We start from the raw sequence: 25,318 nt of genomic DNA, 5'->3' as shown, positions 1-25,318 counted from the left end.
ATAACGGGTTCGCACTAGCGCTGCAAGTTTTACCGTGCATATCACAAAATAACACGCAAACCCCAGCCTTGCATGGCTGAGGTCGGGTCGATTTGCATTCTTCTTCAGCTCCGAAAGTACTGAGCGCCTAAAACAGTTGCAGATCTTTTGAGCCGCTTTGGATTTCGGCAAAATTCGGCATGTTCTGGACCGCCAATGGTGCCGGGGCCGCGCCCGGCATCGCGACGGTTGGCTTCGCTGCTGCGGCCTTTCCAAAGGCTGGGCGCTCTAGCTCGCCCCGGATATCGCGCAGCAGGGTTTTGTGATCAGGCATTGATCTGAGTATCTGCGCAAGATCCACTTTCGCGCCTTTCCACCACTGGAACCAGATCGGTTTCTTCAACGGCCGCAAGCGATCGCGGATGCCGGCGCCATAGCCCGTATCATAGACCTGCTTACCCAAAAGAACCGTTTGATAGACGCGGAAATCGAAAAGCGTTGCAAACTCGATATCTCGTTCCAAAGGCAGGCGGTGCTGCCACAGTTCAAGGTTCTCGGCCAGCCGATCCGGTATCTTCATTTCGGTCCGCGCGTCGATCCAATATTGATCATCCGTGCGGTTGCCCAAGCGGTAGTGCAGACAAATGAAATCCAGAACCTCGTCATAGAGCTTGTCCATTTGCTTGTTATATCTCGCCCGCAGCGACGGTTCGATGTCCCGCGTAGGCAGATGCTCGGCGAACCAGCGCACCGCATGATCAATCATGTGGATCGCTGTACTTTCCAGCGGTTCGATGAACCCTCCGGCCAGTCCGATCGCCACGCAATTCTTGACCCAGGCATTGCGCACTCGTCCGATACGCATCGGGATCACGCGCGGCGTCGCACCTTTGCCGCTGTCGCCCAGCCATTCGAGGTATTCATCCGCCGCCTGTTCATCCGTGCGATGCGCAGATGAGTAGACATAGCCCGTGCCCACACGGTTAAAGAGTGGCACCCGCCAGGTCCACCCTGCACCAAGTGCGGTGGACCGTGTGACGCTTTCAATTTTTTCTGGATCCGGGTGCTCGATCTGCAACGCCATGGCGCGGTCGTTGGGCAGATAGTCAGAATAATCCATGAAAGGCTCGCCCAGCGCCTTGTTGATAATCAAGCCGCGAAACCCGGTGCAATCCACGACCATCTCAATGTCATGGCGGCCTTTCTTTTCCAGCATCAGATGGCTGACATTGCCCTGCTCATCCAGCTCGACCGATTTCACCTCGTCCTGGATATGCTCAACGCCGCGCTTGGTGCAAACCCTGGTCAACATGCCTGCAAACTTCACAGCATCCAGATGATAGGCATAGCCGAACCGCTGCTCAAACTCTGGCTGACCCAGTGGCCGCCCACCTTTGCACAGGCGCGCCAGATCATCATGGGGCGAGATGGACTGCGTGAAATCCCTATCGCCATTGCCAAAGCGCAGGAAGTATTCTGCGGGCTCTAACCCCTCTAACAACTGGCCATGCGCAAAAGGGTTCACGTAATCAATGCGATTGCCTTTGGCGTCCTTGTTCCAATTACAAAACTTCACGCCCAGCTTGAACGAGGCGTTGGTCTCACGGAAGAAATCCCGCTCTGAAATGCCGGCCTGGCGCAGCGTGACCGGCATCCGTGGAACGGTGGCCTCGCCGACGCCCACAGTCGAGATATTGGGGCTTTCGATCAGGCAGATACGCGGGCGATCCTTGGGTGCTGACGTGCGTGAAAACACCATTTCCAGGATCAGCGCGGTCATCCAACCTGCCGTGCCGCCACCCACAATGGTGATCTTTCGCAAACGATTATTCATATTTTCTGTCCCTGTTGGTTTTGGGGTTTTTTAGCCGCCTGCCCTTTTTGATTTTGGGGCTTGTAAAGCAGCTTTCCCTTTTTGCCTGAGGGAAACTATAACAGCTTTCCTGCATCCAGCTAGGCACTATGACGGCCGAACCTGCATACATGTCGGGTCATCAGACCCGGCAACACAGGCCGCTCGCCACTGCGCGACTTTCTTTAGGATGGTGGATGCTGCGAGAAAGGAAATGCGCAAGTACCGGCCCTGCGTCAGATATCCTCGCCTTTTTTCAGAAGCTCTTCGATCAGAGCGCGCTGAAGATCATTGCTATCGCCGCCGCCAAATTCCGCAACTCCGCTGGAATACAAGGTGCCGTAGGTGTTGGCGATGTTCACCGTCTGGGCCAGCCCCGAGATCAACTGATCCCTTTCCAGCCGCGACAAGGGGTGGATGAACGCAGCCCACAAGGTGCCATTGGCAATCGCATATCGCGCATCCAGGGTACTGTCGAAATTCGCCTGCATCATCCGTTGCATGTCCTGAGCACTCAGATCTTCGACACTTTGGATCGACACCATGGCCCGCATCCGGTCCGCATTGACGTCGGTAATCACCAGAACGGGAACCTCCGCGATGGTAAGCTGAAAGCCCGGCCCAAGAGGCTCTGTCTCGGGGTCAAGCGCAAACAATATCTTGCCCAAACGCTCGTAGGTCATTGGCGGTTCTGCCTCTTGCGCTGAAAGCGCACTGGCGAGAAAGGCAAAAATCAAAATCAGGCGGAACATCAATCACCTCCGGCAGATGTCGATACCAAGGTAATCGACGCCTCGGGCGCTGGCCAAACAAAGCTTAGTGAACAAAGTTGTGTTTGCTCTGGCAAACGGCCCTAGGGCAGAACTGGTTCGATGACCTCAATCGCGCGGGCAAGAGCCGCGTCAATGCTCAGGTCCGAGGTATCCAGTATGACCGCATCCCCAGCTGGCTTCATAGGTGCCGTGCTGCGTTCGGCATCCCGAGCGTCCCGCTCACGCACATCGGTCAACACCTGTGCGCGTGTAACCTCATGGCCGTTGGCGTCCAGTTCCAGAAACCGTCTCTCAGCGCGCACTTCGGCGCTGGCGGTGACAAACAGTTTCACCTCGGCCCGCGGGCAAATAACGGTTCCGATATCACGACCGTCCAACACCGCACCGCCCGCGCGGCGCGCAAAGGCGCGCTGAAAATCGACCAATGCAGCCCGCACCTCGGGGATAACTGCAACTTTTGAGGCCGCTTGCGCGATTTCAGCCGTGCGCAGATCACCCTGATCCAGGTCCTCGGCTGTCAGCGTTTGCGCGGCACTAACCGGGTCGGCACCTTCCAGCGTTCTGCGGCCAACCGCACGGTAAAGCAGGCCGGTATCGAGATGCGCAAACCCGAAATGGGCGGCAACGGCATTGGAAATTGTGCCCTTCCCCGCTGCTGCCGGGCCATCGATTGCTATGGTGAAACTGGCAACTGCCATCGCATTTACCGGTTGTTTCGCTGCAGCCGCGCACCAAGGCCAGCCATCAACGGTTCGAAGATCGGGAAAGACGTTGCGATCGGGCCGCCATCGTCGACCTCGACCGGATTTTTCGCCCCCATACCCATAACCATAAAGGACATCGCGATCCGGTGATCCAGAAAGCTCTCACAGGTGCCGCCGCCAGGAATATTGCCAATTCCCAGACCGTCCACCGACCACCAATCATCGCCCTCATCGACGGTGATACCATTGGCGCGCAGCCCTCGGGCCATCGCATCAATGCGGTCGCTTTCCTTGACGCGCAGCTCTTTCACGCCGCCCATCATCGTGGTGCCCGTGGCATTTGCCGCGACCACAGACAGAACAGGATATTCGTCAATCATCGACGCCGCCCGTTCCGGAGGAACCGAGATTCCCTTCATATCGGGCGAATAGCGCGCGCGCAGATCGGCAACCGGTTCGCCGCCCTCTTCACGTTCATTCTCATAGGTCAGGTCAGCACCCATCTCACGCAGAGTGGTAAACAGACCCGCGCGTGTCGGGTTCAGGCCGATGCCCGGAACCAGAACATCAGACCCGGGGGTGATCAGCGCCGCACAGACCGGGAAGGCCGCGCTGGAGGGATCACGGGGGACCGCGATCACCTGCGGCTTCAATTCGGGCCGCCCGGTCAGGGTGATCACCCGCCCCTCATCGGTATCCTCGACTGTGATTTCGGCACCAAACCCAGCCAGCATCCGCTCGGAATGGTCGCGGGTCGCTTCGGCCTCAATCACCACGGTTTTGCCCGGAGCATTCAGCCCCGCCAGCAAAACGGCAGATTTCACCTGCGCGGAGGGAACGGGAACCACGTACCGTACCGGAACAGGCTCTGCCGCGCCCACAATCGTCATCGGCAGGCGCCCACCGGAGCGGCCCACCGATTGCGTGCCAAACAGCGCCAAAGGATCGGTCACCCGCGCCATAGGGCGCTTGTTCAGGCTGGCATCGCCAGTGAATGTCGCCGAAATCGGACAGGTCGCCATCGCGCCCATGATCAACCGAACGCCGGTGCCCGAGTTGCCACAGTCGATGACCTGATCAGGTTCGGCAAAACCGCCGACGCCCACACCATGGACCGACCATTCGCCGCCTCCGTGATCCGTCACCTCGGCGCCAAGGGCCCGCATCGCCTTTGCGGTGTCCAGAACGTCCTCGCCCTCCAACAGCCCAGTGATCCGGGTCTCACCCACGGCCATCGCGCCCAGGATCAGCGACCGGTGCGAGATCGACTTGTCGCCGGGCACCTCGGCCGTACCGGTCAGCGGACCGCAAGGATGCGAGGTCATCGGGATGGGCGTGCCGTGTCCGGACATGGGGGCTCCTGTTTTCGCTCTCAGTTCCCAAGCCGATTAGCGAATTGGGGGCGCTTGGTCCAGCCGCAATCAGTCGTTGCGGCGGAAGGTCAGGTAATGCGGTGTCCGCCCTTCGCGCAGGGCCTTCTGCTCATAGCGCGTGGAAATCCAGTCTTCCCAAGGCTCACGCCAATCGGTGGGGCGTTCCGCCAACCATTCGAAACCAGCGCCAGGCACCTCTTCCAACGTTTGGCGGACATAGTCGGGAATATCTGTTGCAACGCGAAAGATCGCGCCCGGTTTCAACGACCGCGCCAACGGCTCCAGATGTTCTGGGGTCACGAACCGACGGCGGTGATGCCGGGTTTTGGGCCAGGGATCGGGGTACAGAAGAAAGGCGCGTGATATGCTGGCTTCGGGCAAGACATCAAAAAGATCGCGCGCATCGCCGGGATGCACCGCCAGATTCTCGACCCCAGCCTTGCGAATCTTGCCCAACAACATGGCAACACCGTTGATATAGGGTTCAGCCCCAATGATACCGATATCGGGATTGCTGGCCGCCTGATGCACCAGATGCTCGCCCCCGCCAAAGCCGATCTCAAGCCAGACATCCTTGCCACCGAACAGGGCCTTCAGATCCAGCGGGCTGCGTTCAGGATTGCTCTCCCAGTCCACAGCACCCGGAGACAGCGCAACGAGGTCTTCGCTTAGATACGTCTTTTGGCTTTGCTTCAGGGTCTTGCCTTTGAAGCGGCCATAAAAGTTTCTGCGGGGGCGTTGTGGGGTCTGGGTGCTCATGGCGGTGCCCATACTGCGGGGACGGCTCAGAGGCAAGGGGCGGCGGCAGAGCAGAATAGCCGCCGCCTCTCATACAATTCCCAAGAAATAGGCGCGCCCGCAAGGGCGCACCTATTGATAACAGTCAGATCAAACCGCCGCTTTCAACGCGTCTGCTAGATCTGTGCGCTCCCAGCTGAAACCTCCATCCGCTTCCGGCTGGCGGCCAAAATGGCCATAGGCTGCTGTGCGCTGATAGATCGGCTTGTTCAGCTCCAGATGCTGACGGATGCCGCGTGGGGTCAGGTCCATCACCTGGCCGACGGCTTTTTCAATCCGATCATCCGCGATCTGCCCCGTGCCATGCGTGTCCGCATAGATCGACAGAGGCCGGGAAACGCCAATGGCATAGCTCAGCTGGATCGTGCAACGCTCGGCCATTCCCGCGGCTACGACATTCTTGGCCAGATAGCGCGCGGCATAAGCCGCCGAACGGTCCACCTTGGTCGGGTCTTTACCCGAAAACGCTCCGCCACCATGAGGCGCTGCACCACCATAAGTGTCCACGATGATCTTACGACCGGTCAGACCCGCATCTCCGTCCGGACCGCCAATGACGAACTTGCCGGTTGGGTTGACGTGCCAATCGGTCTGATCGGTCAGCCAACCCTCGGGCAGAGTTTCGGTGATATACGGCTCAACAATGGCGCGAATATCGGCCGAGCTCAGCGTCTCATCCAGATGCTGGGTCGACAGAACGATCGAGCTGACGCCAACCGGCTTGCCATCCTGGTAGATCACTGACAGCTGCGATTTCGCATCCGGGCCCAGCGCAGGCTCGGTCCCGTTCTTGCGCACCTCGGCCAGACGGCGAAGGATTGCATGGGAATACTGGATCGGCGCAGGCATAAGCGCGGGTGTCTCGGTGGTGGCATAGCCGAACATGATGCCCTGATCACCAGCACCTTCGTCCTTGTCACCCGACGCATCTACGCCCTGCGCAATATGTGCAGATTGCTCATGCAGCAGGTTCGTAACTTCTACCGTCTCGTGGTGGAACTTATCCTGCTCATAGCCGATATCCTTGATACAGGCGCGGGCGATCTCGTCGATGCGGCCCATATAGTCATGCAGCTTGTCCTGATCAGACAGCCCCACTTCGCCGCCGATCACGACGCGATCCGTTGTCGCAAAGGTCTCGCACGCAACGCGTGCCTCGGGTTCTTCGTTCAGAAATGCGTCAAGTACAGCATCGGAAATACGGTCACAAACCTTATCCGGATGCCCTTCGGAAACGGATTCCGAAGTAAAGGTATAGTTCTGTCGGGACATACAAGTGCTCCATTAAGATTACCCCGTCACGCCAGGAAGCCGTTGTGATGGGCACAAGAGGGGATAAGCCCCCCGAAACTGAGGGTCAATGCGAAATCATAGGTTTCGCCGCCGCAGCCCATACCATAACAGGCTAAACAGCACCAATAACACGGCAAAGACAGGATTATCCCCCATTCGGGAATAAGCCGTCGGAGAATGAGGCGCCGGAAGTCCGGCATCAATATAGCCCGCCTGCCCAAGCGGCAGGGCCTCGGTGATCCGGCCCAGCGGGTCAATCATGGCGGAGACGCCGGTATTGGCCGAACGCATCATGGGCAGCCCCTGCTCGATGGCGCGCATCTGTGCCTGAGCCAGGTGCTGATACGGTCCCGAGCGCGTTCCGAACCACGCATCATTGGTGATTTGCAGAAGGAAATCAGCGCGCCCCGGCGCGGATAGGACATCCTGGGTAAACACAGCTTCGTAGCAGATCAACGGCAGCGCTTTACCCAATGGGCCTGCATCCAGCAGCGCCGCCCCCGACCCGGCGCTGAACCCATGTCCGGTGGTTGCAGCCATGCCATAGATCCCGAACCGCGCCATCACGTCGCCAAACGGAACATATTCGCCAAAAGGCGCCAGATGATGTTTGTCGTACAGCCCCTGCTGAGCCCCATCCACATCAAGGTAGATCATCGAGTTGTAGATACGCGGCCCGTCGCCTCGTTGAATTCCCAGAACAACCGGCGTGCCTTGCGCCGCCTCGGCGATGGCATCCAAATACGGCTGCGCGCTGCCCAGCCAGGCGGGAACCGAGGTTTCAGGCCAAACGATCAGGTCTGGCTGTGGTTCGGCGGCAGTAAACTCGATCTGACGTGCGAAGAAAAGAGGTGCAAACTCTGGATCCCATTTCTGATGTTGCAACGCATTGGGCTGAACCAAGCGAACGATATGTCCCGTTTCGACCACAGCGGGCCGCGTCCCCGCATAGCCCAAAGCCAATGCGACCGATGCCACACTGATGCCCAAGGGTACGAATACTCCGGAACGCAGCGCCAAAGCCGCCCCTAGTGGCAGTGTCGCCACCAAGGTCAGCGCCCCAAGCCCGTAAGGCCCAAAAAGTGACAGTAGCTGCGCAACAGGGGTCTCGACCCAGACCTGCGCCAGCCCGGCCCAGGGGAACCCGGTCAGAACATAACCGCGGGCACATTCCGCCAACGAGATTGCCAAGGCGAGAAACAACGCCTGTGAAACCCCGCGCGCGCCGGGCCTGCGAGCAACCCAGAATGCCAGCGCCCAGAACAGCGCCAAACCACCAGCCATGAAGACCAAAGCAAACGGAGCCATCCAAGCGTGACGATCGGCGTCCACCAGAAACGGCTCGACAATCCAGCTGAGTGCATGGGCGAAATACCCGGTCCCAAACGCCCAACCGATCCACGCCGCACGCGCACGTGTCTCGGTGCTCTGAAATATCGGTGCGACCAACACCAACGCCAATACAGAAGCCACCCAATACCCAAAGGGAGCCAGACCAAATGCAGCCAGTCCTCCCAACAAACCAGAAAGGACAAATCTAAGCCAAATGGGCCAAGCCCGTATCAGGCTCATGCAACGATATCCGGCAGCATGACACGCAGCCGTTTGATGCGCCGCGGATCCGCATCAATCACCTCAAATTCAGGCCCTTCCGGATGCAGAACAACCTCTCCTCGTGCCGGAACCCGTCCGGACAACATGAAGACCAACCCGCCAAGCGTGTCGATCTCTTCCTCATCGACATCCTCGTGGCTGGTCAAGGAACGCCCGATCTCGGCTTCGAAATCTTCAAGGGGAATCCGCGCCTGCACCACATAACATCCAGGTTTTTCCTGAACCCAAAGTTGGCTTTCATCCGCATCATGTTCGTCCGCGATCTCACCAACAACCTGTTCGATCAGGTCTTCGATCGTCAGCAACCCGTCGACACCACCATATTCGTCGATCACCAATGCCATGTGGCGGCGCTCGGTTTGCATTTTGGTCATCAGCACACCGATCGGCATCGACGGCGGCACGAACAGCAATGTCCGCAACATCGACACCAGATCAAACTCAGTCGAGCCGCCGTTGAACCCGTGCGTCAACGCGAAATCTTTCAGGTGGATAAAGCCCAAAGGCGTATCCAGCGTTCCTTCATAAACAGGTATCCTGGACAGACCGCTTTCCCGGAAAACCTGGGCCAGCTCATCTTTGGATATCGTCGACGGTACTGACACGATCTCGACCGTGGGAATCGCCACATCCTCGACCCGCATCCGGCGCAGATTAATCATGCCGCGAGGTTGAGCCGGATCGACCTCTTGCCCATTGACCTCAGAAGCCGAGTCTTCACTCTGCGTTGAGAACGCATCCACTATTCGAGAGAAAAGTCCTGGTCTCTCAGTGACATTTTCGTTGCCGTCCTTCGGTTGCGCGCCCTGCGCCGCCATAGAACTGCCGTCTGTTTCGCCCATTTTCCCATTCCAAATGATAAGCCGAAAGGCTCGCTCTAAGCATTATATGGGTCATCAATACCCAGTTTGCCAAGTATCTCCACCTCAACACCCTCCATCAGCGTGGCGTCGAGATCACGAATGTGATCATAACCCAGCAAATGCAACAGGCCGTGAACGATCAGATGTGTGACATGATCATCCATGTTTTTCCCTGCCTCCGCCGCCTCGCGGGCACAAGTATCATAAGAAATCGCAATATCGCCCAGAGCAATTTCCCCTGAGAAATCGGGTTCAGGGAGTATCGGAGTCTGCCCGGCGGAGTCCGCAGCCAAATCTTCGGCTGGCCAGCTAAGCACATTGGTGGGTGACGCCTTTTCGCGGAATTCCGTGTTCAACTGGGCGATCCGTGCATCGTCGCATCCCAGCAGGCTCACCTCACACAGGTCCGCATCAAGATCGCAATGATCCAAAACCGCCCTTGTGGCGCGCTCTGCCAAAAATTCGAGCCCGTCCCAGCGCGGGTCTTCAACCGATAGTTCCAGGTTCATGCCACCATGTCCAAAATCCCGATACCGGGACCCAGAAGATCAACCCGTTTCACGGCCCGTATCGGCCTCATACGCTTCGATGATCGCGGCGACAAGTGGGTGCCGGACAACATCCTTGGAGGTGAAATAGTTGAAGCTGATATTTGGTATCGTGCTCAACAGCCGTTCTGCATCCGCCAATCCCGACTGAACCCCGCGCGGCAGGTCAACCTGTGACCGGTCGCCTGTTATGACCATGCGGCTGCCTTCGCCCAAACGGGTCAGGAACATTTTCATCTGCATGGTCGTGGCGTTCTGCGCCTCATCCAGCACAACGAAGGCGTTCGCGAGCGTACGGCCACGCATGAACGCCAGAGGTGCAATCTCGATGCGCTTTTCCTCGATCAGCTTGGCCAGTTGTTTCCCGGGCAAAAAATCATTCAGCGCATCATAGAGCGGCTGCATATAGGGATCGACCTTGTCCTTCATGTCGCCAGGTAGATATCCCAGCTTTTCGCCCGCTTCGACGGCGGGACGACTGAGGATGATGCGGTCGACATGCCCGCCGATAAACATCGATACGCCAACGGCCACGGCCAGATAGGTCTTACCTGTGCCCGCCGGACCTATGCCAAAGGCCAGCTCATTGTTGAACAAGGACTGAACATAGACCTTCTGGGCGTCAGTACGCGGCTCGACCAGCTTTTTGCGGGTTTTGATCTCAACCGAACCACCCTTGAACATCTCAAGCTGATCGCCATCCCGGCTGCCGGTTCCTGTTTCCGACCCGCCCATGCGAAGTTCGCGGTCTACATCCGCTGCTTCTACGTCACGACCACCTTCCAGGCGGGTATACAGCGCTTGCAGAACTTCGATCGCCTGTTTTTGGGATTCGTCGTCACCCATGACAACCAGTTGGTTGCCACGGCGCACGATCTGCACGGTCAGCTTCTGTTCGATTTCGGTCAGGTTGCGGTCATATTCGCCGCAAAGATCTATCAATAACCGATTGTCTGGAAATTCAACAAACGCTTCCCGCTGGGGCGTTTCATTTTGCGGTGGGTTCAGGGCACCAATGGCCAATCCGCTCTCCTGTCTGGGCGTTTCACCCCAAGCGTAGACAACATTTCTTGGTGGGCGCAAGCCAGAGATTCAAATTTTCCGTACAGAATGGTAAAACCGCCGATCAAGTTGGAGGCACCGCGAACGTTCCATACAGGCAAACCTAGAACTGATAGTTCAGGCCAAACCGCAAACCACGGTAACGGGGCGTCGATTTGGTCGTAAACCCGTTGTCAAATTCGACGGTTTCAGAATCGAACCGGACGTATTCATATTCCCCAGTGATCGACCAGTTCTCATTCAATTTGTGCTCGGCGCCAATGCTGGCCGAGAACCCTTTTCGACTGTCTTTATCCTGAAAGGACTGGGTTGTTGCCCCGGATGTAATCGAACTGGTCGTGGTTATATCGCCATGCACGTAACCAACGGAAATAAAGTATAACACTCTGCCACTTGGGTTTGTCAGACCGTTCCGAAAGCGAATTGAGATGACATCCGAAATCTCTGAACCGCCATTGACGACCGAGGTTCCGATCTGCGTCGACACTTCATCGTCCAGAGATCCGAAATCATAGCCCAACTCGACCCCATAGACGTAGTCACGCCCGCCTTTTGCGGGCAGAAGACCGCGCCAACCGCCCCGAATACCACCGTAACTGCCGGTGAGGTCCAATTCGCCGACAGCGAACGTATCTGTAGGCGTCGTCAGGCCAAAGCGGTCCGAGCCGCTGGTCGAATAGCCGGCTGTCAAACCCAGATAGAAGGCGCTGACATCGCTGCCATACCGTGCTGACGATATTACCGGCGGTTCAGATAAATCCGGATCCAGATTCCCTGCGGCAGCGGAATTGAGTACCAGAAACAACGCGGCCATTGCGGGAAGAGCAACCCTGATATTAGGCCCTGCACTAAATCTCAAAAGTTTCACTCGCACCCTCCGTCATCCCGATCCGACACCAGGATCAGCACTGATATGCCGTTTCAGGAGGCGTTAGCCTAGGCCCCGAAAAAACCTGACTTTTCTCGGAACATAATTCCAAGTGATAAATCAAGGGTAAATCTTGGAAACAAATACCAGCGATGGTATCCGCATCACAGATAAAGGACGGGTCAGAGCAACTGCCCCGCCAGAGAATTCGCACCTGATCCGGTGATCAAAACGTCCCGCAACGCACCAATCTCCACATCCGCGTCAGAGACGTGAACCGAATGAAGATATTCAGATTTTCCCACCATCTGTCCCGGCAACCGGCCGGTTTTTTCGAACAGAACGCGGACTTTGCGTCCAACCATGGCATCCTGAATTTCGCGCTGATGACGCGTGATCAATCCCTGCAGCCGCTGTAGGCGGTCATCCGCCACCCCAGGATCAACCTGAGACCGCTCGGCTGCGGGCGTTCCCGGGCGCGTCGAATACTTGAACGAATAGGCATAGCCGTATTTGACCTGCTCGACCAAATCCATGGTGGCCTGAAAATCTTCGTCGGTTTCTTCAGGGAACCCAACGATGAAATCACCAGACATGACAATATCCGGACGCGCAGCGCGGATACGCTCGATCAGACGCAAATAGCTTTCGGCTGTGTGACTGCGGTTCATCCGCTTCAGAATGCGATCCGAACCCGACTGGACCGGTAAATGAAGATAGGGCATCAGTTTTTCGCAGGTGCCGTGCGCCTCGATCAGGTCGTCAGCCATGTCATTCGGGTGCGACGTGGTAAAACGGATGCGCTCTAGCCCGTCGACCTTGTTCAACTCCCAGATCAGTCCCGCCAGCGTCATGTCGCCGTTCGGTCCAGCACCGTGATAGGCGTTGACGTTCTGACCCAGCAGAGTGATCTCACGCACGCCACGTTCGACCAGATCCTGTGCCTCGCGGACGATACGGTCCACCGGACGGCTGACTTCGGCGCCTCGGGTATAGGGCACCACGCAGAAGGCGCAGAATTTATCGCAGCCTTCCTGAACCGTCAGAAAAGCGGTGGGGCCACGCTTGGCCTTGGGACGATTCTTGAGCTTTTCGAACTTGTCCTCTTCGGGGAAATCCGTGTCCAGCGCCTTGGCGCCTTCGCGCGTCTTGGCTTCCATCTCAGGCAGACGGTGATAGCTTTGCGGGCCAACCACCAGATCGACCAGGGGCTGACGGCGCATGATTTCTTCGCCCTCGGCCTGCGCGACGCAGCCCGCGACCCCGATCTTGAGATCGGGTTTTTCGGCTTTCAACCCTTTGAAACGCCCCAGCTCGGAATAGACCTTTTCGGCTGCTTTTTCCCGGATGTGACAGGTGTTCAGCAGAATCATATCCGCGTCATCCGGGCTCTGGGTTTCGACATAGCCCTGCCCCCCCAGGGTCTCGGCCATACGCTCGCTGTCATAGACGTTCATCTGGCAACCATAGGTCTTGATGTACAGCTTTTTGGGTTCTGACATGGGGTTGGGCCTTTGCGTTCGCGGGATCGGCGTCATCTATACCCAACGAACGCCGCTTGCAATGCCAGCGCGATTACCCGATTTTGGCCGAAAACTCCAGTTGGACGGGGCCGGACAGGCAATGCAGTACGACAGTCTCACTTCTTTCCTTCAATCCGGCAAGGCCGCGTTGGCCAAAGGTCCGGTTGCGATGATCTTCGCCGAAGACGATGTCGAGATCGACGGCACCATCCGGCACCATCTGAACCTTGGCTTCAAATCACTGATCGTGTTTATGCCCGAGGCCTTTGCGCTGGATCCCAAACTGACCGAGCGCATCCACAGGGTGACGCTGACATGTGCACCCAGAACCGTTGTCTTTGACACGGTTAATCAGATCATTCGGGCCGCCCCGGATCTTTGGATGTACTACTGCTATAACGCTGAATACCTGTTCTTCCCCTTCTGCGAAACACGCACGATCGGCGAGTTACTGGCCTTTCACACCGAAGAACGCCGGAACGCCATGCTAACCCATGTGATCGACCTGTATGCTGATGACCTGGGCGCGTTTCCAAACGGGGTTGCCCCTGACCAAGCCATGCTGGACAGCACCGGGTATTACGCACATGCTCGACACAACGCCGAAGGACACCCGCTGGAAAGACAGCTGGACATATCCGGCGGTTTGCGCTGGCGGTTCGAAGATCACATCCCCTATGAACGCCGCCGCATCGACAGAATCGGGCTGTTCAAATCGCGAAATGATCTGTTGTTACTGCCCGACCACACGTTCAATGAGCCCGAGTACAACACCTATTCTTGCCCCTGGCACCACAATCTGACGGCGGCGATCTGTTCCTTCCGCGCAGCCAAGGCGCTTAAAAGCAACGCGGGGTCGACCTTCGACATCCCCAGTTTCCGCTGGCGCAACTCGGCTCGGTTCCAGTGGTCATCCCAGCAGCTGTTGGAACTGGGGCTCATCGAATCGGGGCAGTGGTTCTAGGCAGCTCAGCGTCGCAGCAGAACCGGGAACCAATCCTCCCGCAAACGCTGCCCGGGCTGCATGTCGTGGCCCGGAAACGGAGGCGAAGTGCGCCCCGGACGTTCCACATATCGCGCATCCTCCCCAACCAACCGCAAGGAAAAAGCACGGCGGCGGCTGTCAGACTGATTTCCACGCGCGCCATGCAGCGTACGGTAGTTGAAGGCAACCGCGTCACCGGGTTCCATTTGGAATTCAACCACCCTCATACCTTCGGCATCGGGGTCGGGAATGGGGATGTACTGGCCTTCATCCGCGAAAAACCCTTCTTCCGAGACCCAACGCGTGGGCAGAACCTCTTTCTCCCATCTATGTGAACCCGCCACACAACGAAGGGTGGCCTGTGTCACCGGGTCCAATGGCGACCAGAAACTGATCGTCTGACTGCCCTCGACGAAATAGTATGGCCCATCCTGGTGCCACGGCGTTGCCATCGACGTGCCTGGTTCTTTCACCAGAACATGGTCATGGAACATTTGTACGGTTTGCGACTGCATCAGATCCGCTGCGACCTCGGCTGCCGGTGAATTGTGGATCACGTTCTGGAACTGTTCGATACGCGACCAGTTGCAGTAATCATCAAAGAACAGACCGGTTTCGCCCTGTTTTTGGTTGTCCGACGCATATGGTCCAGGTTCAGCCATATTGGCCGCGATGCCGTCACGCAGCGTATCCACGTAGTCGGCGAACAAACCTTTGATCAGAACCACGCCGTCCTGTTGGTATGTGTCAATCATCTCTTGCGTAACCAGGGGGTGAGCCATCTGTGCCTCCGTTCGAATTTAACCTGAATTTGCTCATGAAATTTTCATCTATTCAAATAATATCTTTGAAATGTATAGTTAACCTTATGTTATACGTTACCCTACGCCAATATGAATATGTCTGCGCCATCGGACGGCATGGCAGCCTGTCTGCTGCAGCGTTGCATCTAAATGTTTCGCAGCCAGCCCTGTCGAATGCGCTAACCCGGGTCGAAGACCAGTTGGGCTATCCGCTGTTTATCCGAAAGCGCGGAGCGGCCATGGCGCTGACACCGCAGGGACGCAGCTTTATTGAAAACGCCGAGGCCCTGCTGACACGTGCCGCACATTTGGAAAATTCTGAAACAGACGGGACCGCAACCACGCGCCTGCGTCTGGGCTGTTTCGACGACCTCGCGCCTTTCCTGCTGGCAAAAGCTCTGCATAGCCTGCGACAGAACATGCCCGAAGTTGATATCACGTATCGCGTAGACGAGTTTCAGGGCCTGATTTCCGGCCTCATCAATGGTGAGATCGACCTTGCCTTGACTTATGGTCTGACACTGGATGCAGCCTTTTCCACGACCACCTTGTTCACCAATCGACCAATCGCGGTTATGACAAAAGGCCACCCCTTGGCCAATCGGGCGCAGGTATCATTGCAAGATGTCGTGGCCTACCCCCTGATCCTATCGAACGAGGGACTATCTGCGCAGCATTTCCTGAGTCTCTTCCGTCAACTTGGGCAGAACCCCAATGTTGCACATCGGGCCGCGTCGCCCGAGATCCAACGCAGCCTCGCGGCGCATGGCGAAGGCGTTGCCATCAGCTATGCCAACATTCCTGCCAAGACCAGCTATGACGGGATGCCGTTGGTCAGCATACCTGTGTCAGATGAAATCGCAGCAGAACCCGTTGTTGTGGCACGGCATGGAACAGGCCCTATGGATCCGCATAGCGAAAAGGCACAGCACATCCTGACCGGACTGATGACGTAAGTTTACTTTTTACGCAGACGGATCACAACGTCGACTGACGCGATCTCAACCCCTTCAGGCGCGTCGGGCAGTCGCTGGATGACCAGCTGTTCGGACGGAGCATCGCTGAGCCGGCCCTCATCTTCCCAATAGAAATGCGGATGATCATGCGTGTTGGTGTCGAAATAGCTTTTCGATCCGTCAACGGTAATTTCTTGCAGAACCCCGGCATCGCAAAAGGCGCGCAACGTGTTGTAAACCGTCGCCAGAGAAACAGCATCTCCGTTCTGTTTGGCCGATTCAAACAGGCTTTCGGCGGTGACGTGGCGATGGCGGCCATCACCGACCAGCAGCTCTGCCAATGCTACGCGCTGACGCGTCGGACGCAATCCGGCGTGAACCAACCAACCTGTGGCTATGCTCTGGCAATCTGCTGTCATCAGTCCAATACCAATTTGTTGCTGTGGTATATATAAGTGCTGTAGTCAGGTAATTTCAAATGAATTTCATTCGCAGAGAATAATGTAAACACAACATGATGTAGGCCACTGCTCTTGCAGGACCTTGCATACGGGTGCTAGACGAGACCAAATTAGATGGAAAGACCCCTGGCAGGAGAGGCGCAGAATGGCCCAATTCCCAAGCAGCTTTGACAAGGACGATCTGCTGAAATGCGCCCGCGGCGAACTATTCGGCCCCGGGAACGCACAGTTGCCCGCCCCGCCGATGTTGATGATGGATCGGATCACCGAGATTTCGGCCAATGGTGGCGCCCATGGCAAAGGTCATATTCTTGCTGAATTCGACATTACGCCCGACCTTTGGTTCTTTGATTGCCATTTCCCCGGCAACCCGATCATGCCCGGCTGCTTGGGCCTGGACGGTTTGTGGCAGCTGACCGGATTCAACCTGGGCTGGCGTGGCTGGCAAGGGCGCGGCATGGCCGTTGGAGTGGGCGAAGTCAAGCTGACAGGTATGGTACGCCCGGACCGCAAGATGCTGACCTATAAAATCGACTTCAAGAAAGCGATCCAGACCCGCCGCCTGACTATGGGTGTCGCAGATGGTATCGTCGAAGCCGACGGTGAGATGATTTACGATGTCAAGGACATGAAAGTAGTTCTGTCCGAAGCCTGAGCCTGACCGGCCCCAAACAAGGAGCACGCACATGCGTCGAGTAGTTGTCACCGGCTTGGGAGTTGTCTCTTCCATCGGGAACAATGCCGAAGAGGTTCTGACCTCACTCAAGGCCGGCAAGTCCGGCATCGTGGCCAATGACCAGATGGTCGAACATGGCTTTCGCAGCCAGATCGCCGGGTCGCTCAAAATCGACGTTAGCGAACATGTGGACAAGCGCACCCTGCGCTTTATGGGTCCCGGAGCGGCCTATGCGCATATCGCAATGAGCCAGGCGATTGCCGATTCCGGTCTGTCCGAAGACCAGGTTGCCAACCCACGTACCGGCCTTGTCGCCGGATCGGGCGGACCGTCGACCAGCGCCATGCTGACCGCACATCAGACCGTTCTGAAAAACGGGGCAACCAAGCGAATCGGTCCGTTTGCAGTTCCTAAATGCATGTGCTCAACCATTTCGGCCAACCTTGCGACCGCCTTCAAGATCAAGGGCATCAATTACTCGATCACTTCGGCCTGTTCGACCTCGTTGCATTGCATCGGCAATGCCGCAGAACAGATCATGATGGGCAAACAAGATGTAATGTTCGCGGGCGGCGGGGAAGAGCTGGACTGGACCTTGTCCTGTCTGTTCGATGCAATGGGTGCGATGTCGTCGAAATACAACGATGTGCCCGAAAAAGCTTCTCGTGCATTCGACCAAGACCGCGACGGGTTCGTGATATCCGGCGGAGGCGGTATTGTCGTGCTGGAAGATCTGGAACACGCATTGGCACGCGGCGCCAAAATCTATGCTGAAGTGACGGGTTTTGCAGCAACCTCCGACGGTCACGACATGGTAGCCCCCTCTGGCGAAGGTGGCGAACGCGCCATGCGTCTGGCGCTGGATACCCTGCCCGAAGGCCGCAAGGTCGACTACATCAATGCCCATGGCACCTCGACCCCGGTCGGAGATGTCGGCGAAGTCGAAGCTGTGCGCCGTATTTTTGGCGAGGGTAGCGTGCCGCCGATTTCCTCGACCAAGTCGATGACAGGCCACGCACAAGGTGCGGCTGGCGCGCTGGAGGCTATTTTCTGCCTTTTGATGCTGGAACATGATTTTATAACGCCGTCGATCAACGTCGACACGCTTGCCGAGGGCATCCAGCCCGGAGAAATTGCAACTCAGCTAGTTGAAAATGCAGGTTTGGACAGCGTCATGACCAACAGCTTCGGCTTTGGTGGGACGAACGGGTCCATGGTTCTTTCAAAGTATAACGGGTGAATGGAATGTCAGATCTAATGAAAGGCAAACGCGGCCTCGTTATGGGCGTGGCGAATGACCGTTCGATCGCATGGGGCATCGCAAAGGCCATGCACGAAGCGGGCGCCGAATTGGCATTCACCTATCAGGGCGAGGCATTCGGAAAGCGGCTGGAACCGTTGGCGCAGAGCCTTGGCAGCGATTTCATGGTCGATGCGGACGTCACCGATGACGAGTCGTTAGATCGCGCTTTTGACGAGCTTGCCCAGCGCTGGCCCACCATAGATTTTGTTGTCCACGCCGTCGCCTATTCTGACAAATCCGAGCTCACAGGCCGGTTCCTGGACACCAGCCGGGCGAATTTCAAGAATTCGATGGATATTTCGGCCTATTCGCTGATCGAAGTGGCCCGCCGCGCCTATCCGATGATGAAAGAAAACGGCGGTACGATCCTGACGCTGACCTATCAGGGGTCTAACCGGGTTGTGCCCAACTACAACGTAATGGGTGTGGCCAAAGCTGCGCTGGAATCAGCGACCCGTTATCTGGCCAACGATCTTGGACCTGACGGAATCCGGGTGAACGCAATCTCTCCGGGTCCGATGAAAACACTGGCCGGTGCGGCCATCGGTGGGGCCCGCAAGACCTTCAAGTTCTGCGACCAGAACGCTCCAATGCGCAGCAATGCCACGCTTGAGGCTGTCGGCGGCACCGCGGTTTATCTGGCTTCGGATGCGGGAGCATGCACCTCGGGCGAAGTTATTCGTGTTGATGGTGGCTTCCACGTTCTGGGAATGCCTCAACCGGACCATATGTGACCATTTCTTTCCCTGTCAGTGCCAAGATTTGACCATCTTTCGCAGGCAGGGATAGTTGCATGAACAAAGCAGAGCAAATCATCGCCAGCAGCAAGCGGGTTTCCCGCCAAAAACCGGGTTTTCTGGGGTTTAAGGGCCGCGTCGTCTTGATGACCCTAACAATGCTGCTGATGCTGTTTGTATTCTTCACTCAGCCGCATGTACGCGAGATCTTTGCATCATGGACCAGCCTGTTTTCAGGCTGATCCAGATCACGAAACTCAATTCACCGAAACCACTTCGATTTCGAAAATCAGGTCCCTTCCGGCCAGAGGATGGTTCGCGTCTAGCGTGACGGTCACCTCATCAGCCTCGACAACAGTTACCGGCAATGCGTGCCCTTCGGGCGTTTGCATCTGCAACTGGGTGCCGGGTTCAAGCGGGATGTCGTCCGGAATACCTTCGCGTGGAATGCTCTGACGCATTTCGGGATTGATCGGCCCATAAGCATCAACGCAGGCGATCTCGACACGTTTTTTGTCCCCGGCCACCAGACCAGGCATTGCACTGTCCAATCCGGGAATAATCTGCCCGGACCCCACCTCGAATTCCAGTGGATCGCGCCCTTGTGAACTGTCAAAGACATTCCCGTCCTGCAACGTACCGGTATAGTGGATGCGAACTGTGTCGCCCTGTTTTATCGCTGTCATTTTGGCCTCCGGCCGATAGAAAATTGAGCGGTCAAACCTAGGCAATGAAGCAACATTGTAAACCCTTAGCACTTTTGCAAACCTGCACCGAATGAACGGAGGGGAATTGATGCCGATCACAACCTGCATTTTTGATGCGTACGGCACGTTGTTCGATGTGGCCGCAGCCGCAAGGCAAGCTGCATCAGAACCCGGCTTTGAGGCGTTACAGCAGAAATGGCCGGATCTGGCCAATCACTGGCGCCTGAAACAGTTGCAATACACCTGGCTGCGTGCGGTGGCCGATGCACATGCAGATTTCTGGGACGTCACGCAAGACGGTCTGGATTGGGCACTAGAGGCAACGGGGCTGGACCAGCACCCGGCCCTACGCCAGCGCCTGCTTGATCTCTACTGGGAATTGCAGGCCTATCCCGAGGTTCCCGAAATGCTGGCCACCCTGAAGGCCGGCGGGATGCAGACTGCGATCTTGTCGAACGGATCACCGCCGATGCTGGATGGTGCGGTTCAATCCGCAGGGTTAAGCGGCGTTCTGGATGATATTCTGTCGGTCGAAAGCGTCGGCGTCTTCAAACCGCATGCCAAGGTTTATGATCTGGTCGCGCAGAGCTTCGGCTGCGAGCGCGACGAAGTCTTGTTCGTCAGCTCAAATGGCTGGGACGCAGCGGGGGCCAGTGGCTATGGTTTCGTCACCGCCTGGGTCAACCGAGCGAACGAACCAATGGATCGGTTGCCATGGCAGCCAACGCATGTACTGTCCGACCTGACATCCATTCCGGAACTTGCAGGACTCTGATGCCATTTTTTTCGACCAACGACGGCAAACGCCTCTATTTCGAAGACACCGGCAGCGGCAGGCCGGTCCTGTGTCTGGCAGGCCTTACCCGAAACAGCCGGGATTTCTCATTTCTTGCCCCGCACATGACCGAATGGCGGATGATCGCGATGGATTATCGCGGGCGCGGGCAATCCGAGCATGACTCGGATCACGGGAACTATAGCCTGTTACGCGAATCTCAGGACGTGATCGATCTGCTGGATCATCTTGGCCTGGATCAGGTGACCGTGATTGGGACCTCACGTGGAGGCCTGATCGCGATGACCTTGGCTACCACCAACCCAAAGCGGCTGGCGGCTGTTGTGCTCAATGATGTTGGTCCGGTCTTTAATCCATCGGGCATCGCCAAAATAATGGAATATGTCGGCAAGCAACCGGTCTCGAAAACCTATGACGAGGCCGCGCAGGCGCTTCAGCACATGATGGGCCCGCAGTTTCCAGGGATTTCACTGAAAAGATGGCGGCAGATGGCTGAATTTCAAAATCAGGAAACGACAGAGGGTTTGACCCTGCGCTATGATCCGGCCCTGCGCACAGCGCTGCTGGAACAGGCCGCAGCCGGGGCAATCCCGGATATGTGGATTTTCTTCGAGGCCCTGCAAGACATCCCAACGGGTGTCATTCGCGGTGAAAATTCCGATCTTCTGAGCGCGCAGACATTGGCCGAGATGCAGAACCGGCATCCGGGGTTGATCTCGGCTACCGTGCCCGATCGCGGACACGTGCCGTTTCTGGACGAACCTCAATCATTGGGCGTTATTCGCAAAGTACTGGACGCGGCATGAGCACACTTGAAATGATCGAAGCCGCAGCCCTGCGTCTGCAAGGGCACGTCAGAGAAACACCAATCCTGACCTCTCCGTTTTTGGATGAAATCGCGGGACGCCGCGTGTTGGTAAAACCGGAATGCCTGCAGCACACCGGCAGTTTCAAGTTTCGCGGGGCGTGGTCGGCCATTTCGGGCCTCAGTGAAGCAGACCGAAAGAAAGGTGTGATCGCCTATTCATCGGGCAATCATTCTCAGGGCGTGGCTTATGCCGCCGCACAGCATGGTATTTCGGCTGTTATCATCATGCCCTCGGATGCCCCAAAGCTCAAAATCGACAACACGCGCGCTCTGGGGGCCGAGGTGGTTCTGTATGACCGCTCCAATGAAAGCCGCGAAGAAATCGGGGAGGCCGTGGCGGCCAAGCGTGGCTTGACCCTGATCCGCCCCTATGATGAACCGCTGGTGATAGCCGGGCAAGGCACAACCGGGCTGGAAATCGCGCGCCAGGCGGCTGTGCTGGGCGTCGAACAGGCTGATGTGCTGGTCTGTTGCGGCGGCGGGGGGCTGACCTCGGGTATTGCGCTTGCGCTCGAGGGGCACGCACCCGGTCTGCGCGCTCGCCCGTGCGAGCCCGAAGGGTTTGACGACGTCAAACGCTCGTTGGCGCTGGGACGAATACAGAACAACGCGGCCACATCTGGCAATATCTGCGACGCCATTCTGACCCCGCAACCCGGCGACATCACCTTTCCGATCCTGCAACGGCTGTGCGGTCCCGGCCTGTCTGTGACCGAAGAAGAGGCGATGCGCGCCATGGCTTTGGCCTTTCTGCGCCTGAAGATCGTGCTGGAACCGGGCGGTGCGGTTTCCCTGGCCGCAGCGTTGTTTCGCAGGTCCGAAATTCAAGGAGACGCCGTTATCATTGTCGCATCGGGTGGCAATGCGGACCCGGACGTCTTTGCCAAAGCTATGGAGTTCCTGACCTGACAACCGCCGTCGGTTCCGGCAGCGTGTCAGTTCAGCATGCAAAGACAAAGGATTTTTATGCAGATAGCTGACCTTGGGGATGTACAGCTTCATTACCGGATCGACGGCGCCCCACAAGGCGCGCCGATCGTATTCGCGAACTCGCTGGGCACCGATCTGCGCCTGTGGGATGCGATGCTGCCATACCTGCCTGATGGGCTGCGAGTCATTCGATACGACAAACGCGGGCATGGCCTGTCCTCGGCGCCTCAGGCGCCCTATTCGATGGGGGCGCTGATCCGCGATGCCGAAGGCCTTCTGGATCACCTAAAGGTCCGAGATTGCGTTTTTGTCGGTCTGTCCATCGGCGGGATGATCGCGCAGGGTCTGGCCGTCAAACGCCTGGATTTGATTCGCGGGCTGGTTCTGTCAAATACAGCGGCCAAAATAGCTACCCCTGCGATTTGGGCGGACCGTATGGAAGCCGTCCGGATCGGCGGCATCGAAATGCTAGCCGACGCAACTATGGAGCGCTGGTTCTCGCGGGCTTTCCACGCGTCGCCCCAGCACCTGCTATGGCGCAACATGATGGTGCGGCAACCTGTTGAAGGTTATCTGGGATGTTGCGCCGCCATTTCCGGAACCGATTTTTACACGCCGACAAGTGGCCTGCGTTTGCCGACTTTGGGCATTGCGGGCAGCGAGGATGGCTCAACCCCGCCGGATCTAGTAAAAGAAACCATTGATCTTATTCCCGGTGCCCGTTTCGAATTGATACGCAAAGCGGGCCATCTGCCCTGCGTCGAACAACCCATTGAATACGCGGCGCTACTAAAAGACTTTTTGACTGGCATCGGTCATATCTGAAGGAGCATTGCTTTGGCGGATTTTCTGTTGGTCCATGGCTCATGCCATGGTGCCTGGTGTTGGAGAGATTTGATCCCAGCACTTGAAACACGTGGCCATTCGGTCCGCGCAATTGATATGCCCAGCCACGGATCTGACCCGACGTCGATTGACCAGGTGACCCTGGACAGTTGCCGGAACGCCGTTCTGGCTGCGAGCAGATCGGATACGATCATCGTCGGCCATTCTTGGGGGGGATACCCCATTAGTGCCGCCGCCGAATTGAGACCGGATGCGATGCGCGGACTTGTTTTCCTGTCCGCCTACGTCCCCGAGAACGGATTGTCGATGGTTGAGATGCGCCGGAAATCACCGCGGCAAACAATAGTTGATGCCGTCGAAAAATCGACTGACGGGCTGTCCTATACGGTCAAACCCGATAGCGTGAAGGCCTTGTTTTACCACGACTGCCCGGAAGAGGTCCTGCTCTATGCGCTGGCTCGGCTTTGCCCGCAGGCCATTGCACCTCAGGAGACACGGCTTACCCTGACAGCACATTTTCAGGATATGCCCAAAGCATATATCCGAACACTCGACGACCATACCATCCCGCCTGAATACCAGCACATCATGAGCCTCAGCATGCCCGAGGGAATGCGCCATTCCATCCAAAGCTCTCATTCGCCATTCTTTTCGCACCCTGAAAAACTGGCCGATCTATTGGACGACATCGCGCAGGGCTTTGATACTCTTGACTGATCTGCGAAATCTTGCGGCTTTCCTCTGAACCTGACCCCCGATAGGGTGCCCGAAACTTTCTTTGTCGGTTCCCATGCGCTTACCTTTCCTGTTTGTTCTTGCCACTGTCATGATTGATGCAATGGGGATTGGCCTTGTGCTGCCCATTATGCCCGAGCTCATTATTGATGTTCAGGGTGGTACGCTGGCCAGCGCGGCGATCTGGGGCGGCGTCCTAAGCACCGCTTTTGCAGCGATGCAATTTATCTTTGGACCGATCCTGGGCAACCTGTCTGACGCTTTCGGGCGCAGGGGTGTATTGTTGGTATCGCTGTTTGTTATGTCGCTGGACTATGTGGTCATGGCGCTTGCTGGCAGTATTTGGCTATTACTTGCCGGTCGGATCGTCGGCGGGATCACAGCCGCAACTCATTCCACCGCCGCGGCGTTCATGGCGGATGTGTCGAAACCCCACGAAAAAGCTGCGAACTTCGGTCTGTTAGGGGCGGCATTCGGGGTTGGCTTTGTCCTGGGTCCGGTCATCGGCGGATTGCTGAGCGAATATGGAACCCGTGCGCCCTTCTGGGCTGCCGCAGCGCTTTCGGCCATAACATTCGGCGTCGGTTTGATGGTGATGCCTGAAACGGTGACCGATAAGAACCGGCGCCCGTTCAGCCTGCGCCGCGCTAACCCCGTGAATTCATTGCGTGCCATCGCGGCGCTGCCGGGGATCCGTCCGATGTTGTGGGTCTATTTCCTCTATTCAGTCTCAATCTATGTCTATCCAGCCATTTGGGCCTATTTCACCGCCGAGCGTTTTGGATGGTCACCCCAGATGATTGGTGTGTCGCTGGGTCTTTACGGAATTGGAATGGCCGCGGTTCAAGGCGGATTGATACGCCCCGCCACACGTTATCTCGGCGAACGCGTAACAATCCTTCTCGGGATGGTGTTCGAGATTGTCAGCTTTCTGCTTCTGGCTTTTCTGACTAATGGAATAATCGCGCTGATGCTGATCCCGATCACGGCTATCGGCGCAGTCGCAACCCCGGCAATCCAGGCTCTGGCCTCGCGCGCAACACCAGATTCGCAACAAGGAGAGCTTCAGGGCGTGCTAACTTCACTGCACGCGCTTTCCATGGTGATTTCCCCTCTGGTCATGAGCAGCGTATTTGCCTGGTTCGCAAAGCCCGGCACCGCCATCTATTTTCCCGGCGCGCCGTTTCTTCTGGCCATGTGCCTTATGATTGTCGGCCTTATCCTCTTTTACAGATCTCGCCCCATTTCTGCATAACAACGACATG

At 57.1% G+C, this 25,318-nt stretch carries 27 protein-coding genes and 1 riboswitch; of the genes, 12 read left to right on the top strand and 15 right to left on the bottom strand.

Features of this window, described 5'->3' with window-relative positions; translation table 11 throughout:
* Window positions 1-127 precede the first annotated feature (127 nt).
* The 12 genes from AC2FH9_RS19295 to miaB all read right to left on the bottom strand — a co-directional run bounded on the left by AC2FH9_RS19295 (window position 128) and on the right by miaB (window position 13,229).
* On the bottom strand, window positions 128-1,813 hold the full coding sequence (locus AC2FH9_RS19295; protein ID WP_496750976.1) for a tryptophan halogenase family protein: 1,686 nt from the start codon (window positions 1,811-1,813) through the stop codon (window positions 128-130).
* 254 nt (window positions 1,814-2,067) lie between these two features.
* Window positions 2,068-2,583 (bottom strand): hypothetical protein, encoded by a 516-nt coding sequence (locus AC2FH9_RS19290; RefSeq protein ID WP_496872634.1) that lies wholly within the window; start codon window positions 2,581-2,583, stop codon window positions 2,068-2,070.
* A 101-nt stretch (window positions 2,584-2,684) separates the two neighbouring features.
* Window positions 2,685-3,302, bottom strand: coding sequence for a (d)CMP kinase (locus AC2FH9_RS19285; RefSeq protein ID WP_496750978.1), 618 nt, complete (start codon window positions 3,300-3,302; stop codon window positions 2,685-2,687).
* A 5-nt stretch (window positions 3,303-3,307) separates the two neighbouring features.
* Window positions 3,308-4,660: a 3-phosphoshikimate 1-carboxyvinyltransferase gene (gene aroA / locus AC2FH9_RS19280; RefSeq protein WP_496872632.1), complete on the bottom strand. Its 1,353-nt coding sequence runs from the start codon at window positions 4,658-4,660 to the stop codon at window positions 3,308-3,310.
* A gap of 69 nt (window positions 4,661-4,729) precedes the next feature.
* Window positions 4,730-5,440: a tRNA (guanine(46)-N(7))-methyltransferase TrmB gene (trmB, locus tag AC2FH9_RS19275; protein WP_281973465.1), complete on the bottom strand. Its 711-nt coding sequence runs from the start codon at window positions 5,438-5,440 to the stop codon at window positions 4,730-4,732.
* Between the two features lie 129 nt (window positions 5,441-5,569).
* Window positions 5,570-6,751, bottom strand: coding sequence for a methionine adenosyltransferase (gene metK / locus AC2FH9_RS19270; RefSeq protein ID WP_142639436.1), 1,182 nt, complete (start codon window positions 6,749-6,751; stop codon window positions 5,570-5,572).
* A gap of 5 nt (window positions 6,752-6,756) precedes the next feature.
* A riboswitch (SAM-SAH riboswitch) is annotated at window positions 6,757-6,805 on the bottom strand.
* Between the two features lie 42 nt (window positions 6,806-6,847).
* A complete protein-coding gene (gene lnt / locus AC2FH9_RS19265) occupies window positions 6,848-8,344 on the bottom strand; it encodes an apolipoprotein N-acyltransferase (protein WP_496872628.1) in 1,497 nt (498 codons plus the stop codon).
* The gene (locus AC2FH9_RS19260; protein ID WP_142639432.1) at window positions 8,341-9,228 is read right to left on the bottom strand and encodes a hemolysin family protein; all 888 of its coding nucleotides are present in this window, start codon (window positions 9,226-9,228) and stop codon (window positions 8,341-8,343) included. The genes lnt and AC2FH9_RS19260 overlap by 4 nt, the downstream gene beginning before the upstream one ends.
* Before the next feature lie 35 nt (window positions 9,229-9,263).
* The gene (gene ybeY / locus AC2FH9_RS19255; RefSeq protein WP_496794151.1) at window positions 9,264-9,758 is read right to left on the bottom strand and encodes an rRNA maturation RNase YbeY; all 495 of its coding nucleotides are present in this window, start codon (window positions 9,756-9,758) and stop codon (window positions 9,264-9,266) included.
* Window positions 9,759-9,797: 39 nt separating this feature from the next.
* A complete protein-coding gene (locus AC2FH9_RS19250) occupies window positions 9,798-10,820 on the bottom strand; it encodes a PhoH family protein (protein ID WP_142639428.1) in 1,023 nt (340 codons plus the stop codon).
* Between the two features lie 142 nt (window positions 10,821-10,962).
* Window positions 10,963-11,727: an outer membrane protein gene (locus AC2FH9_RS19245; RefSeq protein WP_496698792.1), complete on the bottom strand. Its 765-nt coding sequence runs from the start codon at window positions 11,725-11,727 to the stop codon at window positions 10,963-10,965.
* A 182-nt stretch (window positions 11,728-11,909) separates the two neighbouring features.
* Window positions 11,910-13,229: a tRNA (N6-isopentenyl adenosine(37)-C2)-methylthiotransferase MiaB gene (gene miaB / locus AC2FH9_RS19240; protein WP_496872626.1), complete on the bottom strand. Its 1,320-nt coding sequence runs from the start codon at window positions 13,227-13,229 to the stop codon at window positions 11,910-11,912.
* A 121-nt stretch (window positions 13,230-13,350) separates the two neighbouring features.
* Between miaB and AC2FH9_RS19235 the strand changes: the two genes are divergently transcribed.
* The gene (locus tag AC2FH9_RS19235) at window positions 13,351-14,214 is read left to right on the top strand and encodes a glycosyltransferase family protein (RefSeq protein WP_496872654.1); all 864 of its coding nucleotides are present in this window, start codon (window positions 13,351-13,353) and stop codon (window positions 14,212-14,214) included.
* Between the two features lie 5 nt (window positions 14,215-14,219).
* Here the strand turns inward: AC2FH9_RS19235 and AC2FH9_RS19230 are convergent, their stop codons facing one another.
* Complete coding sequence (locus AC2FH9_RS19230) at window positions 14,220-15,017, bottom strand: phytanoyl-CoA dioxygenase family protein (RefSeq protein WP_496872625.1); 798 nt, start codon at window positions 15,015-15,017, stop codon at window positions 14,220-14,222.
* Window positions 15,018-15,103: 86 nt separating this feature from the next.
* Here AC2FH9_RS19230 and AC2FH9_RS19225 point away from each other — a divergent pair, with 86 nt between their 5' ends.
* Entirely contained in the window at window positions 15,104-15,994 is an 891-nt protein-coding gene (locus tag AC2FH9_RS19225; protein ID WP_496872624.1) for a LysR family transcriptional regulator, read from the top strand.
* A gap of 2 nt (window positions 15,995-15,996) precedes the next feature.
* On the opposite strand, the gene irrA is transcribed toward AC2FH9_RS19225, so the two are convergent.
* Window positions 15,997-16,413, bottom strand: coding sequence for an iron response transcriptional regulator IrrA (irrA, locus tag AC2FH9_RS19220; RefSeq protein WP_142639421.1), 417 nt, complete (start codon window positions 16,411-16,413; stop codon window positions 15,997-15,999).
* 187 nt (window positions 16,414-16,600) lie between these two features.
* On the opposite strand from irrA, the gene fabA reads away from it, so the two are divergent.
* From fabA to AC2FH9_RS19200, 4 genes are read left to right on the top strand one after another with little or no spacing between them, the layout of a single operon-like run.
* Complete coding sequence (gene fabA / locus AC2FH9_RS19215) at window positions 16,601-17,110, top strand: bifunctional 3-hydroxydecanoyl-ACP dehydratase/trans-2-decenoyl-ACP isomerase (RefSeq protein ID WP_496750987.1); 510 nt, start codon at window positions 16,601-16,603, stop codon at window positions 17,108-17,110.
* Between the two features lie 31 nt (window positions 17,111-17,141).
* Window positions 17,142-18,371 (top strand): beta-ketoacyl-ACP synthase I, encoded by a 1,230-nt coding sequence (gene fabB / locus AC2FH9_RS19210; protein ID WP_496872622.1) that lies wholly within the window; start codon window positions 17,142-17,144, stop codon window positions 18,369-18,371.
* Between the two features lie 5 nt (window positions 18,372-18,376).
* Complete coding sequence (locus AC2FH9_RS19205; RefSeq protein ID WP_142639415.1) at window positions 18,377-19,168, top strand: enoyl-ACP reductase FabI; 792 nt, start codon at window positions 18,377-18,379, stop codon at window positions 19,166-19,168.
* Window positions 19,169-19,227: 59 nt separating this feature from the next.
* A complete protein-coding gene (locus AC2FH9_RS19200) occupies window positions 19,228-19,413 on the top strand; it encodes a hypothetical protein (RefSeq protein ID WP_496692941.1) in 186 nt (61 codons plus the stop codon).
* Window positions 19,414-19,428: 15 nt separating this feature from the next.
* Here the strand turns inward: AC2FH9_RS19200 and AC2FH9_RS19195 are convergent, their stop codons facing one another.
* A complete protein-coding gene (locus tag AC2FH9_RS19195; RefSeq protein WP_142639411.1) occupies window positions 19,429-19,857 on the bottom strand; it encodes an FKBP-type peptidyl-prolyl cis-trans isomerase in 429 nt (142 codons plus the stop codon).
* A gap of 109 nt (window positions 19,858-19,966) precedes the next feature.
* On the opposite strand from AC2FH9_RS19195, the gene AC2FH9_RS19190 reads away from it, so the two are divergent.
* From AC2FH9_RS19190 to AC2FH9_RS19165, 6 genes are all read left to right on the top strand, one after another.
* Window positions 19,967-20,653 carry a haloacid dehalogenase type II gene (locus AC2FH9_RS19190; RefSeq protein ID WP_496872621.1) on the top strand — a complete coding sequence of 229 codons (687 nt, stop codon included), beginning with the start codon at window positions 19,967-19,969 and terminating at the stop codon, window positions 20,651-20,653.
* Complete coding sequence (locus AC2FH9_RS19185) at window positions 20,653-21,480, top strand: alpha/beta fold hydrolase (RefSeq protein WP_496872619.1); 828 nt, start codon at window positions 20,653-20,655, stop codon at window positions 21,478-21,480. The genes AC2FH9_RS19190 and AC2FH9_RS19185 overlap by 1 nt, the downstream gene beginning before the upstream one ends.
* Complete coding sequence (locus tag AC2FH9_RS19180) at window positions 21,477-22,451, top strand: threonine ammonia-lyase (protein WP_496872618.1); 975 nt, start codon at window positions 21,477-21,479, stop codon at window positions 22,449-22,451. Before AC2FH9_RS19185 ends, AC2FH9_RS19180 begins: the two co-directional genes overlap by 4 nt.
* Before the next feature lie 57 nt (window positions 22,452-22,508).
* A complete protein-coding gene (gene pcaD / locus AC2FH9_RS19175; RefSeq protein ID WP_281973454.1) occupies window positions 22,509-23,297 on the top strand; it encodes a 3-oxoadipate enol-lactonase in 789 nt (262 codons plus the stop codon).
* A 12-nt stretch (window positions 23,298-23,309) separates the two neighbouring features.
* Window positions 23,310-24,035 (top strand): alpha/beta fold hydrolase, encoded by a 726-nt coding sequence (locus AC2FH9_RS19170; RefSeq protein ID WP_281973453.1) that lies wholly within the window; start codon window positions 23,310-23,312, stop codon window positions 24,033-24,035.
* A 73-nt stretch (window positions 24,036-24,108) separates the two neighbouring features.
* Window positions 24,109-25,308, top strand: a complete 1,200-nt coding sequence (locus tag AC2FH9_RS19165; RefSeq protein ID WP_496690370.1) for a TCR/Tet family MFS transporter — start codon at window positions 24,109-24,111, stop codon at window positions 25,306-25,308.
* The last annotated feature ends 10 nt before the right edge of the window (window positions 25,309-25,318 follow it).

It is taken from the genome of Ruegeria sp. CDSC081, from assembly GCF_059610485.1.
The sequence above is the reverse complement of the archived record's forward strand: the minus strand, read 5'-3'. Positions and strand labels throughout refer to the sequence as shown.